This window comes from Noviherbaspirillum sp. (assembly GCF_035254865.1).
In the GTDB taxonomy this organism is placed as follows: domain Bacteria; phylum Pseudomonadota; class Gammaproteobacteria; order Burkholderiales; family Burkholderiaceae_D; genus Noviherbaspirillum.
In genome coordinates, this window is the sequence record NZ_DATFAF010000070.1 from 17,981 (window position 1) to 34,235 (window position 16,255).

Genomic DNA, 16,255 nt, shown 5'->3' on the forward strand with positions numbered 1-16,255 from the left:
CTCATGCCGCATGACATTCGGATTTCCATTATGCAATAAGTTTGAGGGAAAGGCGCTTCCTGGCTGGAATTATGGGGAGAAGTGTGGCGCGCCATGCGGGAAGACGACAGATGGCCAAAGAAACAATGTCCGGCCACAACCCCTCCAACGCGCAGGAATAACGGCCATCGTGCGCTGCATCAGAAGCGGAACAATTCCGCCGGCGTCGTCGCCAGGATGGTGCGCCGCACCGAAACGTCAGGAATCCAGTCATCGAGCAAGGCGCGCACGGTGCCATAGTCGACCGTAGTCTCGAATTGCGTGTGCGGCCAGTCGCTCCCCCACAACAGGCGCTCGGCGCCGAACGCCGCCAGCAGCAGCGGAATGGCGTCGCGCGCAATGCGCTCCCCGACGGCGTCGTCGCCGTTGCGGTAGGCGGCCGAAATCTTGACCCAGACCTTGCGCGTGGCGGCGATGGACAGCAGGTAGGCAAAGCCCGGATCGCGCACGCCGAGCGAAGGATCGGGACGGCCGAAATGATCCACCACCACGTTTACGCCTGCCGCGACCAGAGGCGCGATGATGTGCGGCAGGTCGGCCGCCGCACGATGGATTTCGACCTGCATGCCGAGCTGCGCGAGATCGCGCAGGAAGCGCGGCCATGGGCCGCTGTAAAAATCGGGGATGTCCTTGCCGATCAGGTTCAGGCGAATGCCGGCCATGCCTTCGCCCGCCATCGCTGCCAGCGTTTCGCGCGGGATGTCCGGATCGACCACGCCGATGCCGCGCAGCGGCAGCGGACTGCTGCGTATCGCGTCCAGCATGAAGCGGTTGTCGGTGCCGAGAAAGCTGGGCTGCACCAGCACGCCGTGCGTCATGCCATGACGTGCCAGCTGCGCCAGGTAAGCGGCGAGCGGCGCATCGTAGTCCGGTGCATAGCGCCGGACTGCCGCGAGATGCAGGCCCCGCACGAAGACGTGGGCGTGGGTGTCGATCGACATCATGGACCTGGCGTCGCCCGCTTCCTCAACGTCCGGCCGGCGCCTCGGGAAAGGCCCACATCATCACGCCTACCGCATCGGCCTGGTTTTCCAGGTTGAGGATGGTTTGCGCCAGCCGGCTGGCATCGTCCGGCGCGGCGTTCATGCCGTAGGCGAGGCAGCTGCGGAATTTCGCCAACAGTTCCTGGTCGGTCATCGGCTCCTGCTGGCTGCCCTTGATGGTGCTCTTCCGCACTGTCATCGTGCGGCCATCCTTGAATGTCAACTTGATGGTCGCCGGTGCGATTTCCGTCTTGCCGATCGTCGTGTCGACCACCACGCGAACCTTCTCCGCCAACGCCACCACGCGGGGGTCGCTGATCGCAGGGCGCTGATAGCTGTGCAGGCCGACTTCGCCGTCGATCAGCGCACGCGCAAAACTGTACGAGACGTTGAACTGCGCGTGCACGACGGAATCGCGGCTCACTTCGTACGGAATGCCGACGGTCAGCCAGTTCACCTCGCCCATGCGAATCTCGACGGCCTCGATGTCCTCCGCGACGATGCCTTCGTTATGCAGGCCGATGGCGATGCCGATCGAAGTGTGGTTGCAGCGGCATCCCGGGTAGGGCTTGAAGCTGTATTCATCGATGCGCCAGGTCTTGCCGAGGCCGTCCATCAGCAGTTCTGGCTTGACCTGATTGCGTTCGTACAGCGCGAACAGGCCGGCGCTGCCTTCCAGCGACTCGCGTGTGCCGGTCAGGCCGTCGGCCGCGAGGAACGCGCCGACCACCGCGGCGCGTGCCGCGAAGCCGGGCCCGAGGCGCTTGCTGATCACGCCGTCGCGCATGCTTTGCGCCGAGCCGCTGGCCTGGTGGTAGGCCATGCCGAGCGCATTGCGCAATCCTTCCGCATCGAGCTTGAGCAGTCTTCCGGCCGCGAGGCTGGCCGCCAGCGTGCCCAGCACCATGGTCGGATGCCAGCCCTTGCCGAGACTGTCGTAGCAGGCCAGACCAAGGCGTGCGTGCAGCTCGGTGCCGATCGCCAGTGCGAGCAGGAAATCCTTGCCCGATACCGCGCCGATGTCCTGCGCTGTCGCCAGCAAGGTCGGCAGCACCACGCAGTTGGTGTGCACGCGGCCGAAGTCATGCATGTCGTCGAAATCGAGCGCGTGGGCCGCGGCACCGTTGGCCATCGCGGCCGTGGGCGGCGAATAGCGCCGGCCGCCGACCAGTCCGGTGGCGGAGCCGGAGCTTTCCCAGCGCGACAGGCGCTGGTTCAGTTCCGCGATGCCGGGAGCCTTGCTCGCGCCGCCGATCACGCCCAGCGTGTCGATCAGGAAGAACTTGAGCATGCGCACGACCGATTCCGGCAGGTCTTCGTAGCGCCATGCGGCGATGTTCTCGCACAGTTTCAGGCTGAAATCGGGCGGCAGGTTCAAGCCGTTTTCAGCGGCGTTTGCAGTACTCATGCTTGCATCCTTCCCTGGCGTGTCGAGACGCCATCAATGAAATTGATCAGATTGAAATGGATTGGCGCGTTCAGGCAGGCGCCAGTTCGCGCAGCAGGCGGCCGTATCCGGGGATGCCTTCCGTCCTGCCGATGATGCGCAGCGCGGCCCAGATGCATGCCTGGGTGGTCGAGATCACCGGCTTGCCGAGCTCCTGTTCCAGCGCGTCGATCACTTCCATCGACTTCCAGTTGGTACAGGCGAGCGCGATCGCCTGCGCGTCGGGCCGGTCGATCCTGCGTGCCAGGTCGCGCGCAGTGGAGGCATCGAGGCGCCCGACCACGAGGTTGTCGACCAGTCCCAGGCCCTGCGCATCCAGCACCTGGAAGCCGTTCGCCTCCAGGAAGTTCCTGGCAATGCCGTTCACCTTGTCGTCGAAGGCGGAGCCGAGCACGATCTTTTTTGCGTCGACGTGATGCAGCGCCTCCAGCAACGCGGTGGAAGCCGTGGTGGCGCGCTTGCCGGTCGCCTTCTCTATGCGCTGAATCACTTCGCGGTCGTAGCCGACGCCCTTGATGAGGCTCGGCGCGGTGGCGCCGAGCACGATCACGTCGACGTCGGCGGATGCGAGATTGCACGCCTGCGTCTCAAGGTCGCGCACCACGTTTTCAATCGAGTCGGTCGCGATCTGCGTGAGGTAGAGCCGCGCCGTGTGCAAGGTCACGTCCGGCGGCAGCGCCCGATAGAACTCGGGCTCGATCGTGGTGTTGGATGACGGTGCGAGCAGCCCGATTCGTCCGATTCTTGTCATGCTTGTTTCTCCATGATGTGCGCAACTTTTTGCGCTGTTTTCCGTTTGGCCGCGACGGCGGCGGCATTGCGTCCGGCGATGCGCCCCGAGATGAAGGCCCAGCCGAGATGATGGCCGTGTCCTTCGAGCAGCAGGCCGCCCTGCCCGGCCGATCCGGCCGCATACAGTCCGTCGATCACGCTGCCGTCCTTGCGCAGCACTTGCAGGCTTTCATTGACCTTGAGGCCGCCATCAGTGAATACGACATAGCTTTTCACCGGGCCGAGCGCGTAGAACGGACCGTGCTCCAGCGCGGGGCGCAATCCGCGCGCGCCGCGGTTGTATTCGGCAATGCTCGACTTCAGGTTTTCCGCGGGCACGCCCATGCTGACGGCGAGCCCTTCCAGCGAATCGGCCCGGTGGAAGATGTCCGCGCGATTGCGGCGATAGTCGTCGAGATACGCATAGGCCACGCCCGGCGCGGTCGAGATGAAATACGGCCAGGCCGACAATTTCTTCGCGACTTCGCTGTCGAAGAAGATGTAGGCGAGGCGATCCGGCTGCTTCGCGACGTCGAAATTGGGCTTGTCGAGTTCGTCGGTAAATCGCTTGCCGTTCTTGTTGATGAGCACCCCGCCGCCCTTGTAAATGTCCGGCGAGGGACCGAGCGCGGTGGTCAGGAAGCTCATCAGGAAGGGACGCAGGATGAATTGCGGCAGATGCCCCATCGACCACGCGATTAGCTTCGCGATCGGCCTGATCGGCGGCAGCTTCTGGATCAGGTTGCCGCCGGCGGGCGGAATGAAGCGCATGATCGGTCCGCGCACGATGTCGCCGTTGATCACGGTGGCGCCGAGCGGCAGCGCCATGCGGTGGCCGTCGCCGGTTGCGGTGGGATTGACGGGATCGACCGGTACCACCTCGGGCGACGCCAGCTCCGCCTTGAGGTCAGGGGCGCCGCTGTAGTCGCCGCTGGCCAGCACGACGCCGTTGCGCGCAATGAAGCGATGCATCTCGCCGTCGGGCAGACGGGCCTCGATGCCTTTCACCGTGTCGCCTTCGACAATGAAGCGCCCGGCTTGCGTATTGGTTCGGATATCGACGCCGAGACGCAGGCAATGCCGCGTCAGGTGATAGGCGAAGGATTTGGAATTCGGTACGACGTTGTGCATGCGCGGCACGCGATGCGGCGGCTCCGGCTCGGGGCCGACGAAGACCACGCCGAGGCTCATCAGCCAATCCAGCATTTCACTGGTATTGTCGACCAGGATGCGGCGCAACGCCAGGTTGTCGCGCGGCGCGAGCGGGCCGGCGTGCAGTGCCAGGTCCTCGAAGTGCGCGTCGGCGGAATCCTTGATGCCGGCCTTGCGCTGGTGCGGTGTATTGGTCGCCGTCACCGAGCCTACCGACCAGGATGTCGAGCCGCCCGTTTGCGGGTTCTTCTCGATCAGGATCACCTGGCGCCCGAGTTGCGCGGCCTCGTAGGCGGCGGCCAGACCGGCTCCGCCGCCGCCTATCACCACGACATCGACTTCTGTCGTCTTTTTCAATTATCTCTCCATGATAAACATGCGCGGAGGGCGGCGACAGCAGTGAGCACCGCTTCCCCCGGCAATCACAAAATCAGCTTCCCTTCAGGTCATGCACTTCGGGGAAGAACACGTCCTTCCAGCTGTCCGGCTTGTTCTTGATCGAGCCCACGTCGTACATGAAATCGGCGTATTTCTTGATGTTGAGCGGCGTGGTGGTGAAGGTGAGGTTCTTGTCGGCGATCTGCTTCTCGATATCCTCCTGCGTGCTCTTCTTGTCACCGGAAACGCGCAGGTAGATCTGTGCGGCTTCCTTCTGGTTCTTCTCGATGAAATCGACCGCCTCGCTGAATGCCGCCAGCACCGCCTTGTAGGTCTTGGGGTTGGCATCGTGGAACTTGCTGCTGGAGTAGATCATGGAGAAGGTGGTGGTGCCGCCCATGACGTCGTCGGAACTCAGGATGCGATGAATACCCTGCTGCTCCAGCTCGCGGTACATGTACGGCGGCGAGGTGAAGTGCGCGGTGATGTCGCGCTTCGACAGGAAGGCCGCGTACGCGTCCGGGTGCGACATCGATACGGTCAAGGGGTCGAGCTTGGCATAGTTTTCCTTGCCCCATTCCTTGGCCGCCGCCATCTGCATGATGATCGCCGGGATCGAGACCTTGATCGAGGTCACGGCGATCTTGTCCTCCGGCTTGAAGTCGCGGATGCTCTTGATCTCGGGCTTGTTCACGTTCAGCCACATCGGGGTGGTGATCATGCCGGCCATGCCCTTGATTTCGTTGGCCGTGCCCTTGGTGCGCGACCAGATGGTGAGCACGGACGGCGGGCCGTTGGTGCCGACGTCGAGATTGCCCGACAGCAGGCCTTCATTCATCGCGGAGGGATTGCTCAAGGTCAGGTAGACCCCCTTCACATCGCCCAGGCCGGCCGCCTTGGCTTGCTTTTCCACCAGCTTCTGGTCTTCCATCACCATCAAAGGCAGGAAGCCGAGTCCATACTGCTTGACGATGCGGACCTGGTTGACTTCGGCCATGGCATGGGTCGACAGAAGGGCGCCGGTCACCGCCAAAGCGAGCAAGGATTGCTTGAATTTCATAGCTATTCTCCGTTCATTCACGAACACAGGGATGGTGTTGGCCGCGCGGCGCGACATCATCGTCGCCGGCGCGGCTGCGATGCATGTCTATTTGCGGCCGGATAGCTTGCGCAACAGGCTGCCGCAATCGTCGATGCCGGGGTCGATGCCCATTGCCTGGTAGGCCTGCCATGCGGATGCCTGCACCGCGCTGTAGACCGGCTTGCCGAGATCGCGTTCGAGCAGGTCGAGAACTTCCAGCGCGCGCAATTGCGTGCAGGCGACGAACACCGCTTCGGAATCCGGCGTGATGGTTTCCTTGACCTTGCTGTAAATTTCCTCCGGCAGGATCTTGGCGTGGTCGAACATGTCGAGCATGTCGAAGGTGCCGAGCTTGCCGACTTCGATGTCATGCCGCTTGAGGAAGGCTTTCAGGCGATCGTTGGTGAGTTCCACATACGGCGTCACCACGTCGACCTTGCGGTGTCCGCCCGCCTGCAGGCAGGCCGCCATTGCACCGGCGGTGGTGACCGTCGGCGCCTTGGTGATCTCGGTCAGCTGCGCGCAGATCTTCTCGTTCCATTCCGGACCCTCGAAGAAGCTGCCGCTGGTGCAGCCGTAGACGACGACGTCCGGCTCGATCATCGCGACTTCGGAGGCCGCGTGCTTGCTGGCGTTCTCCATGTTGCGCAATTCTTCCGGCGTGCCGTGGCGGCCGCCGGCGATGCGGGCGCTGTGCACCGATACGCCCCGCGGCGCAATGCGCCAGAATTCGGTTTCCATCGTGGTATTGATCGACGGAACCAACAGGCCGATTCTTCCTCTCCATCCGTACATCTGCATCTCCTCTTGAATTTTTCGATATTGGCAAAACGGCCCGGTGTGGTCCGCCGGGCCGCCGGCTTCCTACGACTGCATGCCCCACTTGCGGATCGTCTTGCGCTCGAGCCCCTTGAAGAGCACGCCTTCGATGAACAAGCCGATCAGGATCACCGTGAACAGGCCGGCGAAGACGTTGGTGATTTCGAGCAGGTTCTTGTTTTCGTAAATGAACCAGCCGAGGCCGCCTGAGCCGGAGCTGGCGCCGAACACCAGTTCGGCCGCGATCAGCGTGCGCCATGCGAAGGCCCAGCCGATCTTCAGGCCGGTCAGGATGCTGGCGAAGGCGGCCGGCATCAGGATCTTGGTCACCAGGCCAAGGCCGTTTAGGCCGTAGTTGCGACCCACCATGCGCAAGGTCGGCGACACCGACATGAAGCCGGAATGCATGTTGAGCGCGACCGGCCACAGCACCGAGTGCACCAGCACGAAGATCACGCTGCCGTTGGACAGGCCGAACCAGATCAGGGCCAGCGGCAGCAAGGCGATCGCGGGCAGCGGATTGAACATGGAGGTCAGCGTTTCCAGCAGGTCGGTGCCGATACGCGTGCTGATGGCGAAGGCAGTCATCAGCGCCGCCAGCACCATGCCGATCGCATACCCCTGCAACAGCAACTTGATCGAATACCAGACCCTGGCCGGGATCTCGCCGCTTAAAACGCCGCTGTACAGGGCGCTCATGGTGTCGCCGCATGTCGGGAAGAGCAGCGGCTGATTGATCGATCTGGCATAGACCTCCCAGACGGCGGCCAGTACCAGCAGAACGAGCGCCTTGCGAAACATCGCGTGGTCCCAGATCTTTTCCCACAGGGGACGCGGCTGCTCCACAACCGTGATGTCCTTGGTGACGTTGGTGTCGCGCCGGAACTCAGGACGCGCGATGACGACGGTTTCGTTACGCATGGACCGGATCCTCCTCGACGTTTTCACTGAACAGCATCTCGTGGATTTCGGTGGACAGCCGCTGTCCGGTCACCGGATTCACGTCGTCCTTCCCCGTACTGTTGAGTTCGGCCTTGACCTGGCCCGGATGCGGAGACAGCAGCAGGATGCGATTGCCGACCTTGACCGCTTCCGGGATCGAATGGGTGACGAACATGACGGTGAAACGCGTGTCTTCCCACAGCTGCAGCAGCTCGTCCTGCATCTTCTGGCGCGTCAGCGCGTCGAGCGCCGCATAGGGCTCGTCCATCAGCAGGATGTCCGGTTCCATCGCCATGCCGCGCGCGATCGCGACGCGCTGCTTCATGCCGCCGGAGAGTGTGTGCGGATAGCTGTTGGCGAACTTGGTGAGATTCACCTTCTCGATGTATTGCATCGCCTTGTCTTCGGCGGTCTTGCCGGTGAATCGCCCGCTTGCGGTCAGCGCAAACATCACGTTTTCCTTGACCGTCTTCCAGGGCAGCAGTTGATCGAATTCCTGGAAAACGAAGACGCGATCCGGGCCGGGCCTGGTGACGGCCGAGCCGTTGAGGGAAATCTTTCCCTCCACCGGCTTGATGTAGCCGCCGACTGCCTTCAGCAGCGTCGACTTGCCGCAACCGGAAGGGCCGAGCAGCACGTAGCGATCGGATTTGAAAACGTCGAAGTCGACACGGTAGGTTGCGGTCACCAGATGATCGCGCGTCTTGTATTGCAGGGTCACGCCGCGCACCTGAAGCAGCGGCTCGGACGGAGGCTGGGGTGTGATGTTCAGATTCATGTCTCGCGTTGTAGTAGTTATGGAAATCGGTCGTGCGGTTCAGGCGGAAGCCCGTGCGACGCATCTATCAAGTCTTTTTTCATCCAGCTGTGGTGGATTTAACCACCTGAAAATTCTTTTGACTAATGGATATTTGAAATGTATTTATAAGCAATTCCTATGAAATAAATGGAGCGAGAAGGATTGCAAGCATGGGTCGTGCCACATGGAATTCCATGCTGCGGCGTCGATGGCCGAAGCGGGGGCGGGGGACCGGCCTGGTTCGGCTGGATCAAGCTGCCGGACGGAGGGGAGAGATCTGCTGGTGGTGTGAATCGGGATGTGATGCCGTGGACGTTTGTTCAACATTTGGGCGCGGGTCATGGCTACGCGCTGCGCCACGGAATGGCGCGTGTTTTCGCGGCAGCCATCCGCACCGCTTCATTGTATGTGAAGCAGACAAGTTGCAATATGTCATCGCTTAAAAAAAATGCAAGCGGCGGCGCGAATTGCGACAGGATATTATGCATTCCAAATGCATGTTACGACGCTCGCCGCGTCATCAGCGACGCGGCGAGGCTTGCGTGGAAGGCGAAGCGCTGCGCCGGAGAAGCGCAGGTAGTGCGGTGCCTAGAAGCTGTGGCGAACGCCGACGTTGTAGGCCTTGTTGCCGGTGCCGCTCTCCGTGGCGTTGCCGACTGTGTAGGCAGCGCCGTTCTTGTTGCTGATGCGCGCGTAGGCGAGGTACAGGTCGGTACGCTTGGACAGGCTGTACATGTAGCCGAGCGCAAACTGGTTCGCGTCCGCATTGGCGCCGGACTTGTCGTCCTTGCGGATGTAGGACGCGAGAACCTTGCTCGCGCCGAACGGGATGGTGGCACCGATCAGCATGTCCCTGTTATCGACCACGCCTGCGCCCTTGTTGATGCCATAGGCGAGATGCATCTTGACCGGCTTGAAGTCATAGGTGCCGGCAAGCAGAGTGTTCTTTGCACTGTCGGTTGCGGCCGCGTTGTTCACGTTGTGATAGCCGAGCCGTACCGTGAGCGGGCCGCTCGCATAGCCGACCGCGCCGCCGAGTGCGCGATTGGCCGAATTGTTGCCGGCGGTCTCGCCTAGGCCATAGGCGACTTCCGCCGAGAAGCCGTTTACATTGGGCGTTGCATAGCGAACCATGTTGTTGGTGCGGGACCCCTGCGGACGCGGGATCAGGTTGCCGGCATTGCCCGCCCAGCCTGCCTGGAACGGGTCGGCGACTCCGGACAGCACCAGGTGGATCGGCGTGTACTGGCGACCGAGGAGAACGGTGCCATAACCGCCGCCCAAGCCCATGAACGCCTGGCGACCGAACAGCAGGCCGCCTTGTGCGGATGCGCCGGTATCGGTCAACAGTCCGGCTTCCAGCACGAACTGTGCGGACAGGCCGCCGCCGAGATCTTCCTTGCCGCGGAAACCCAGGCGCGATCCGGCCGTCACGCCGCTCGTCATCTTCGTTACGGAACCGGCAGCACCGCCGCTCTCGCCAACGATGCCCGTGTCGATAAGCCCGTAAATGTTGACCGAGCTCTGCGCAGAAGCGGCGCCCGCAAACGCACCCAGGACCGCAAGCGCCAAGAAGCTTTTCTTCATCAAACTGTCTCCCAAATTATCAAATCAAGTAAGTACTGCCGTCAGACACCGGATGCTCTCTTGCTCCTGAAAGCGTCCCAGGTGAATTCTTTGCGCGTCGCGCAGTCCTTCGCACGAGGAAGGCATGCGGAGCGTCGTCTTGATGGCCGCGGCCAAAAGAGACATGGCACCACCGTCCGGCACGAGACATGCAACGACGACTCGCCCCGCAGGGCCGGCGGTGCCATGCCGAAGCACAGCCACATTCATGCCCTTGCCCCCTTGCGCCACGCACGTGCTGCATTGCCCTGATTGCGATCGCACCGAAGTCTTTGTTGCGATTGGCGTTCGTCGCATTTAAGCAGTTGCAAATTCTTTTTACTAATGGATATTTCGAATTGATTGTTAAAGATTTCGTATATATCCGGCAATGCAGCGTCGTCAGCGAATGTGAAGTGTTCTCCCGGATGACACTTGTGACGGCCGCTGTCTTTTGCGCGGACAGTGCGACGAACAGCGCTTGCGGTTGCGGCGTGATCCGCAATGCCGATTTATAGACGTTTTTTATAAATCGAACTGAAACATCCATTAGAAAAAAGAATGCCCCGGTGGTTAAATTTGTGTCACCCCCGCAATTGCCGCCTCGCCGCCGCGTGGCACGGTGATTGCTAAAGGAGACGCCTCCGGCTTCTCGCCGGGGCCACAAGCAAATGCATGCGCGCTTTGCGGATGCGTCCGGCTGTCACGAACCTGGTTCTGAATCCGGTGCACATTCCGCGGGCGAACGCATGTCAAACAAGGAGACAAGACATGAAACGATTTATCCCCGCCGCACTGGCGGTTGCAGGCCTGCTCGCCACTTCCTTCACCTGGGCAGCCGACACTCCCGAGGAATTCAAGTCGCAAGGCTTCATCACCATCGGCGTGAAAGCGGAATCGAAGCCATGGGGCTTTCTCGATCCGAGCGGGAAGAACATCGGCATGGACATCGACCTTGGCAATGACATCGCGCGCCGTCTCGGTATACCCGCGAAATTCGTGTCGGTGACGAGCAGCACTCGCATTCCCTTCCTCGAGCAGGGCAAGATCGACATGATCATCGCGACCATGTACGACACCGAGGCGCGCCGCAAGGTGGTGCGCATGGTGGAGCCGCATTACGGCAGCGCCGGCACCGCGTTGCTGGCGCCGAAGCAGAATCCGTTCAAGAGCTGGGCCGACATTCGCGACAAGACCCTGTGCGGCGTGAACGGCTCGAACTACAACAAACCGGCACAGCAGGAAGGCGCGAAAGTGATCGCCTTCTCCGGCCTGTCCGAAACCCTGGCCGCGCTCAAGGCCGGCAACTGCAGCGCCGTCATCTACGGCGATCTCGAGCTGGCGATCCAGTTGAGCGATCCCGCATGGTCCGGCTACACCATGCCGCTGGAATCGCGCGACGAACTGCCCTGGTCCATCGGCGTGCGCAAGGGCGACAAATCGGACGCGCTCTACAAGTTCCTGTCGGACACGGTCAAGGACTGGCACAAGACGGGATATCTGATGGAGGTGAACAAGAAGTGGGGGCTGCAGCCCACCACGTTCCTGATGCAGATGCACGACAAGCACAAGTAATCGCGTTCAGGAGCGCCGCACATGGACGCCATCTGGAACTTGTTCGCCACCCTGAACGCGAGTACGGGCATCAACCTCCCGTATCTGTATGACGCGTTCGAGCGGTCGCGGTTCTTTGCCGGCATCGGCCACACGATCCTGCTGGTCGCCTCCTGCATGGCGGCCAGCGTGGTCCTCGGCGCCATCGGCGCGCTGGTGCAGATCGTGTGGCCGCGCGTCGGCAGATTCACGGTCGATCCGCTGATCAAGGTCTTTCGGAATACGCCGCCGATCATCCAGCTTTACTTCTTCTATTTCGCGATCGGCAACCTGCTGCCGAAAATGGCCAATGCGGCCGGCCAGCAGGAGCCGCTGATCGATGCGCTCGGCTGGACCATCATTTCGCTGTCGGTGTACACCGCCGCCTTCAATGTCGAATCCTTTCGGGCCGGCATCGAAGCGGTGCCGCGTACCATGATCGAGGCCGCGGAAGCCCTGTGCTGCCGGCCGTCGCAAATCTTCCTGAAGATTCTTCTGCCGCTCGGCATGCGCTTCTCGCTGCCCTCGCTCACCAACAACCTGGTCGATCTCGTCAAGCAGACCTCGCTCGCCTATGCCATCGCAGTGCCCGAACTGCTGTATGTGTCCAGCCAGATCTGGGCCGACGAATTCAATGTGAAGGAAATGATGTTTACCTTGCTGCTGGTGTACACCGCGCTGGTCGCGGTTGTCGTGGCGATCATGCACGTCATCGAGCGCAAGCTGAGCATGCCGGGGTATCAGTCATGAGTTTCATACCCGATTCCGCCGCAGTCGATCCAGTCTGCGCAAGCACCGCCGCCAGGGCAGCCCTCCGCACCCCGGTGGCCGGGCGGGCGCGGCCCTGGCTGATGCCGCTGCTGCCGGCGGTGCTGGCCATCGCTGTCTGCTTCGCGCTGTACCTTGTTTACCTTCAGGCATCCGAGACGCGTGCGCTGTCGATTCCCGAAACGTTGGGGAAATGGACGCCGCTGCTCGCGCAAGGCATGGTGCTCAACCTGGTGATCGTCAGCACGGCGATGGCATTGGGCACGCTGGCCGGCCTGTTTTTCGGCCTGCTGGCATCGTCGAAATACAAGCCGTTGCGTCGTGCCGTGTGGATCTTCACGCAGTTTTTCCGCAATACGCCGAGCCTGGTCATTCTGTTCTTCGCCGCGTTCATGCTGCCCTTCAGTATTTCGATATTTGGCGTCGAGATTCCGTTTCCCGACTGGGTCAAGGCGACGCTCGGCTTTTCGCTGAAGGTCATGGGCAACGTGGTCGAGATCGTGCGCGGCGCAATCCGCTCGGTACCGGCGGCGCAATGGGAAGCGGCGGAATCGCTGGCAATGACGCACAACCAGGCTTTCTGGCGCGTGATCTTCCCGCAATGCATCAAGCGCATGCTGCCGCCGTGGATGAACCTGTATTCGATCACGTTCACCGCGACGCCGCTGGCCGCAATCCTCGGCGTGCATGAAGCGCTCGGCTACACCATCATGGCGCTCGGCTCGGAAACGCGTTACGACCTGGTGATTCCGCTGTATCTCTACGTGATGGCATGGTTCTTCGTGCTGGCGCATCCGATTCACCACTGGACCAAGCTGCTCGAAAAGCGATTCGCGCTGAAGGGCTGAACGGCGCCGCCGGCCATGGAACAAAGCAATGAGGAGTGAAGTCTTGAATAGGGAATCCACGAACATGCCGATCGTTCAGATCCGCGATGTGTACAAGGCCTTTGGCGACAATCGCGTCCTCAACGGTGTGTCGATCGACATCCGTCGCGGCGAGGTGATCTGCATCATCGGGCCATCCGGCTCGGGCAAATCGACCATCCTGCGCTGCATCAATGCGCTTGTTCCGTTTGACCAGGGTTCCATTCTGGTCGATGGCATCGAGGTCAACCATCCGCAGTTGAACAAGCTCGAATTGCGTCACAAGGTCGGCATGATCTTCCAGCAGTACAACCTGTTCCCGCACATGACGGTGCTGGAAAACGTGATGATGGCGCCGGTCATGGTGCTCAAGCAGGACAGGAAGGAAGTCGAGGCGCGCGCACGCGCCTTGCTCAAGAAGGTGAGACTGGAGGGCAAGGAAGAGCATTACCCCGGTCAACTCTCCGGCGGCCAGCAGCAGCGCGTCGCGATCGCGCGCTCGCTGGCGATGAACCCGATGATCATGCTGTTCGACGAGGTCACCTCGGCGCTCGACCCCGAAACCGTCAAGGAAGTGCTGGTTACCATCAAGGAGTTGTCCGAAGAGGGCATGACCTGCATCATGGTCACGCACGAGATGCGCTTCGCACGGGAAGTGGCGGACAACATCTATTTCACCGACAAGGGGCTGATCGTCGAAAGCGGCACGCCGGAGGAATTCTTCGCCAATCCGCGCGATCCGCGCACGCGGCAGTTTCTCGATCAGGTGTTGTGACGCGTGCGCCTCCAAAGGCCGGCAATCATTGAATTCTCCTTGTTGTCGGGAATTTTGCCGAAACGCACACGGCTCGCGCTCGCTGCCGTGCGGACGGAGGCTTGTTCCTGAAGAGGAGGACGGAATGAGTCCCGCCGCTAGCTCCTCTCCTTGCGCCTCGTGTTCGGCGCCAGATAACTGCCGGTGCAGCCGGGCGTGCCGCAGCGGCAGGCAAAGGCGCGTTTGACGGCAGGCGTGTGCCGTCCCTCGTAGATCAGCGCATAGTTGTAGCTCAGCTCCTCGCCGCGCGCGATCGGCCGCAAGGCATATAGAAACACCCGCCCATCCTCGTGTTCGAGCGCTTCGCAGTTCGGCTCGCAGGCGTGATTGATGAAGCGTGCGGCGTTGCCGCGACGCCCGCCGTCAATCACCCGGCCATCATGCAGGGAAAAGAAGAAGGTGTGATTGAGCGGCCCGCCTTTTTGCTCGGCGCGGCGCTGTGCTTCTGCCCAGTCGATTCTCTCGCCGCGGTACTCGATGATACGACTGCCAGCGGGAATCATGCGGGTGGCAAAGACGCCTTTGCCGTGGATGGGCGACGCCTTGACCACGTAGGGTTTTGCGCGGAACGAATTCGGCATGGAACGCTTGATGGAGACAGGATATTCGTTGGACTTGACTGCGGCGGAGTTGTTCATCCATCGGCGTCGCTGCCGCCACCCTTTACATCCCCCGAAAGCCTGTGCCACAATCACAGCTCGTTTGCGGCGTTAAGGGACGCCGTCCCGCAAAAGAGGCTCTCACCCTTCGTTTCTCATCTCCATGTTGGATGTGATCGACCCATTCGTTCGGCTCAGCGGGAAGCCACACAGCGAATAGGAAGATGACATGACCAGACCACTTGCCGTAGTCACCGGCGCCGCTTCAGGCATCGGGCTCGCACTTTCCACCGAACTCTCAAAACGCGATGTCGATGTGATCGCCATCGACAAGGACCCCTGCCCGTTCGCGTCGTTGCCCTGCATCACGGCCGCGCAATTCGATATCCGCGACACGAGCGCCATGCAGGCGCTGGCGGAGACTTATGCCGGCCGCCCTCTCGACTATCTGTTTGCCAATGCCGGCATCGCTGCGCCGGGTTCCGTGTTCGGCGCAAGCGATGAGGACTGGCAACGCGCGTGGGACGTCAATACCATGGGTCCGCTCAACACGCTGCGCTGCTGGTGGCCGCACTTGAAAGCTGCCGGCGGCACGGCCGTGGTGACCGCATCGGCAGCCGCATTGCTGACCTATCCCGGCGCACCGCTGTATCGCGCGTCGAAGGCTGCCTTGCTGAGCATGCTGGAAAGCCTGTATTACGAGATGCAGGGTTCCGGCGTGAGCCTGCATGTGCTGTGCCCCGGCATGGTCCGCAGCAACATCATTGCCAATGCGAAAAAGGAAAGCGCTGCGATGCAGCCGGACAGGCTCACGGCCATGCTGGAGCAGGCCATGCGCGCAGCGGAACCGGCGGAAGACTTTGCCAGGCGCGTGCTCGATGGACTGGGCTCCGCGCCCTTCTACTGGCTCACGCATGACAAGACGGTGGGCGCGATGGAGAAGCGTCATCACGCGCTCGTCCATGAAGGCCGGCCGCCCGTCACCTTCGAGGACATGCCATGACCATGCCCATCGAGGAACTCAAGATCCGTGCGCGTCTGTTGCTCAAGGCGATCGCTCGTGCCGATGCGGACGCACTCGGTCGCGCGCAAAGTGTCTCGAAGAGACGACGCTGGGCGATACCGGAGCACTGGACGCTGTCGCTGTGCCTGAACATCGTGTCGGCCGAAGCGGGCTTCGATCAATGGGAACATGCGCGCCGTGTTCTCGGTGGCGCGGCCCGTGCAGGCGACGACATGGGGACGCTTTGGTATGACAAGACGTGCACCGTGTTCATGAACCACTGGTTCGCGGCGTACGCGGATGCGCTGACCGCCTTGCAGTCGCGCGAAAGCTTCTGCCTGTTTCCCTATGGCCGGCAATTTGTCGTGGCGGATGCGCCCTTCATCGAGGCAATCGGCCTGGCGCAAGGCGCATCCGGCCTGTTGGCATTGAAGCGCGATCTGGTGGCGGGCTATGGCCGGCCGGAGTGGCAGAAGCTGGTCATGCTGCGTTTGCGACACATGCGTCAGTAGACTAGAGCGGCTTTCCTATTAGTGCAGGGGGCGCGTTCGAGCCAGAAGGGAGGCAGCGCAAGGCGCGGCGCGCCGCTCAGGGTG

The 16,255-nt window shown here is 61.8% G+C and carries 17 protein-coding genes; 7 read left to right on the plus strand and 10 right to left on the minus strand.

Annotation, left to right across the window (positions count from 1 at the left end):
* Window positions 1–179: 179 nt before the first annotated feature.
* The 9 genes from VJ651_RS16195 to VJ651_RS16235 form a co-directional block, all read right to left on the minus strand.
* A complete protein-coding gene (locus VJ651_RS16195; RefSeq protein WP_324108440.1) occupies window positions 180–983 on the minus strand; it encodes an amidohydrolase family protein in 804 nt (267 codons plus the stop codon).
* A 22-nt stretch (window positions 984–1,005) separates the two neighbouring features.
* Window positions 1,006–2,430, minus strand: a complete 1,425-nt coding sequence (locus VJ651_RS16200; RefSeq protein ID WP_324108441.1) for an MmgE/PrpD family protein — start codon at window positions 2,428–2,430, stop codon at window positions 1,006–1,008.
* Window positions 2,431–2,500: 70 nt separating this feature from the next.
* Complete coding sequence (locus VJ651_RS16205) at window positions 2,501–3,220, minus strand: maleate cis-trans isomerase family protein (protein ID WP_324108442.1); 720 nt, start codon at window positions 3,218–3,220, stop codon at window positions 2,501–2,503.
* Window positions 3,217–4,749, minus strand: a complete 1,533-nt coding sequence (locus tag VJ651_RS16210) for an FAD-dependent oxidoreductase (RefSeq protein ID WP_324108443.1) — start codon at window positions 4,747–4,749, stop codon at window positions 3,217–3,219. The genes VJ651_RS16205 and VJ651_RS16210 overlap by 4 nt, the downstream gene beginning before the upstream one ends.
* A 73-nt stretch (window positions 4,750–4,822) precedes the next feature.
* Window positions 4,823–5,830: an ABC transporter substrate-binding protein gene (locus VJ651_RS16215; RefSeq protein WP_324108444.1), complete on the minus strand. Its 1,008-nt coding sequence runs from the start codon at window positions 5,828–5,830 to the stop codon at window positions 4,823–4,825.
* 87 nt (window positions 5,831–5,917) lie between these two features.
* Window positions 5,918–6,646: an aspartate/glutamate racemase family protein gene (locus VJ651_RS16220; RefSeq protein WP_324108445.1), complete on the minus strand. Its 729-nt coding sequence runs from the start codon at window positions 6,644–6,646 to the stop codon at window positions 5,918–5,920.
* Window positions 6,647–6,715: 69 nt separating this feature from the next.
* Window positions 6,716–7,591 (minus strand): ABC transporter permease, encoded by an 876-nt coding sequence (locus tag VJ651_RS16225; protein ID WP_324108446.1) that lies wholly within the window; start codon window positions 7,589–7,591, stop codon window positions 6,716–6,718.
* On the minus strand, window positions 7,584–8,390 hold the full coding sequence (locus VJ651_RS16230; RefSeq protein WP_324108447.1) for an ABC transporter ATP-binding protein: 807 nt from the start codon (window positions 8,388–8,390) through the stop codon (window positions 7,584–7,586). The genes VJ651_RS16225 and VJ651_RS16230 overlap by 8 nt, the downstream gene beginning before the upstream one ends.
* Window positions 8,391–8,999: 609 nt before the next feature.
* Complete coding sequence (locus VJ651_RS16235) at window positions 9,000–9,998, minus strand: porin (RefSeq protein WP_324108448.1); 999 nt, start codon at window positions 9,996–9,998, stop codon at window positions 9,000–9,002.
* A 188-nt stretch (window positions 9,999–10,186) separates the two neighbouring features.
* Between VJ651_RS16235 and VJ651_RS16240 the strand changes: the two genes are divergently transcribed.
* The 5 genes from VJ651_RS16240 (at window position 10,187) to VJ651_RS16260 (ending at window position 14,018) form a co-directional block, all read left to right on the plus strand.
* Complete coding sequence (locus VJ651_RS16240; protein WP_324108449.1) at window positions 10,187–10,534, plus strand: hypothetical protein; 348 nt, start codon at window positions 10,187–10,189, stop codon at window positions 10,532–10,534.
* Window positions 10,535–10,787: 253 nt separating this feature from the next.
* Window positions 10,788–11,591, plus strand: a complete 804-nt coding sequence (locus tag VJ651_RS16245) for a transporter substrate-binding domain-containing protein (protein WP_324108450.1) — start codon at window positions 10,788–10,790, stop codon at window positions 11,589–11,591.
* Between the two features lie 21 nt (window positions 11,592–11,612).
* Entirely contained in the window at window positions 11,613–12,359 is a 747-nt protein-coding gene (locus VJ651_RS16250; RefSeq protein ID WP_324108451.1) for an amino acid ABC transporter permease, read from the plus strand.
* Window positions 12,356–13,225 carry an amino acid ABC transporter permease gene (locus VJ651_RS16255; RefSeq protein WP_324108452.1) on the plus strand — a complete coding sequence of 290 codons (870 nt, stop codon included), beginning with the start codon at window positions 12,356–12,358 and terminating at the stop codon, window positions 13,223–13,225. The genes VJ651_RS16250 and VJ651_RS16255 overlap by 4 nt, the downstream gene beginning before the upstream one ends.
* A gap of 43 nt (window positions 13,226–13,268) precedes the next feature.
* The gene (locus VJ651_RS16260) at window positions 13,269–14,018 is read left to right on the plus strand and encodes an amino acid ABC transporter ATP-binding protein (RefSeq protein WP_324108453.1); all 750 of its coding nucleotides are present in this window, start codon (window positions 13,269–13,271) and stop codon (window positions 14,016–14,018) included.
* A 137-nt stretch (window positions 14,019–14,155) separates the two neighbouring features.
* Here VJ651_RS16260 and VJ651_RS16265 read toward each other — a convergent pair whose 3' ends face one another.
* Window positions 14,156–14,638, minus strand: coding sequence for an SET domain-containing protein (locus tag VJ651_RS16265; RefSeq protein ID WP_324108490.1), 483 nt, complete (start codon window positions 14,636–14,638; stop codon window positions 14,156–14,158).
* A gap of 247 nt (window positions 14,639–14,885) precedes the next feature.
* On the opposite strand from VJ651_RS16265, the gene VJ651_RS16270 reads away from it, so the two are divergent.
* On the plus strand, window positions 14,886–15,659 hold the full coding sequence (locus tag VJ651_RS16270; protein WP_324108454.1) for an SDR family oxidoreductase: 774 nt from the start codon (window positions 14,886–14,888) through the stop codon (window positions 15,657–15,659).
* Window positions 15,656–16,171, plus strand: a complete 516-nt coding sequence (locus tag VJ651_RS16275; protein ID WP_324108455.1) for a hypothetical protein — start codon at window positions 15,656–15,658, stop codon at window positions 16,169–16,171. The genes VJ651_RS16270 and VJ651_RS16275 overlap by 4 nt, the downstream gene beginning before the upstream one ends.
* Window positions 16,172–16,255 lie beyond the last annotated feature (84 nt).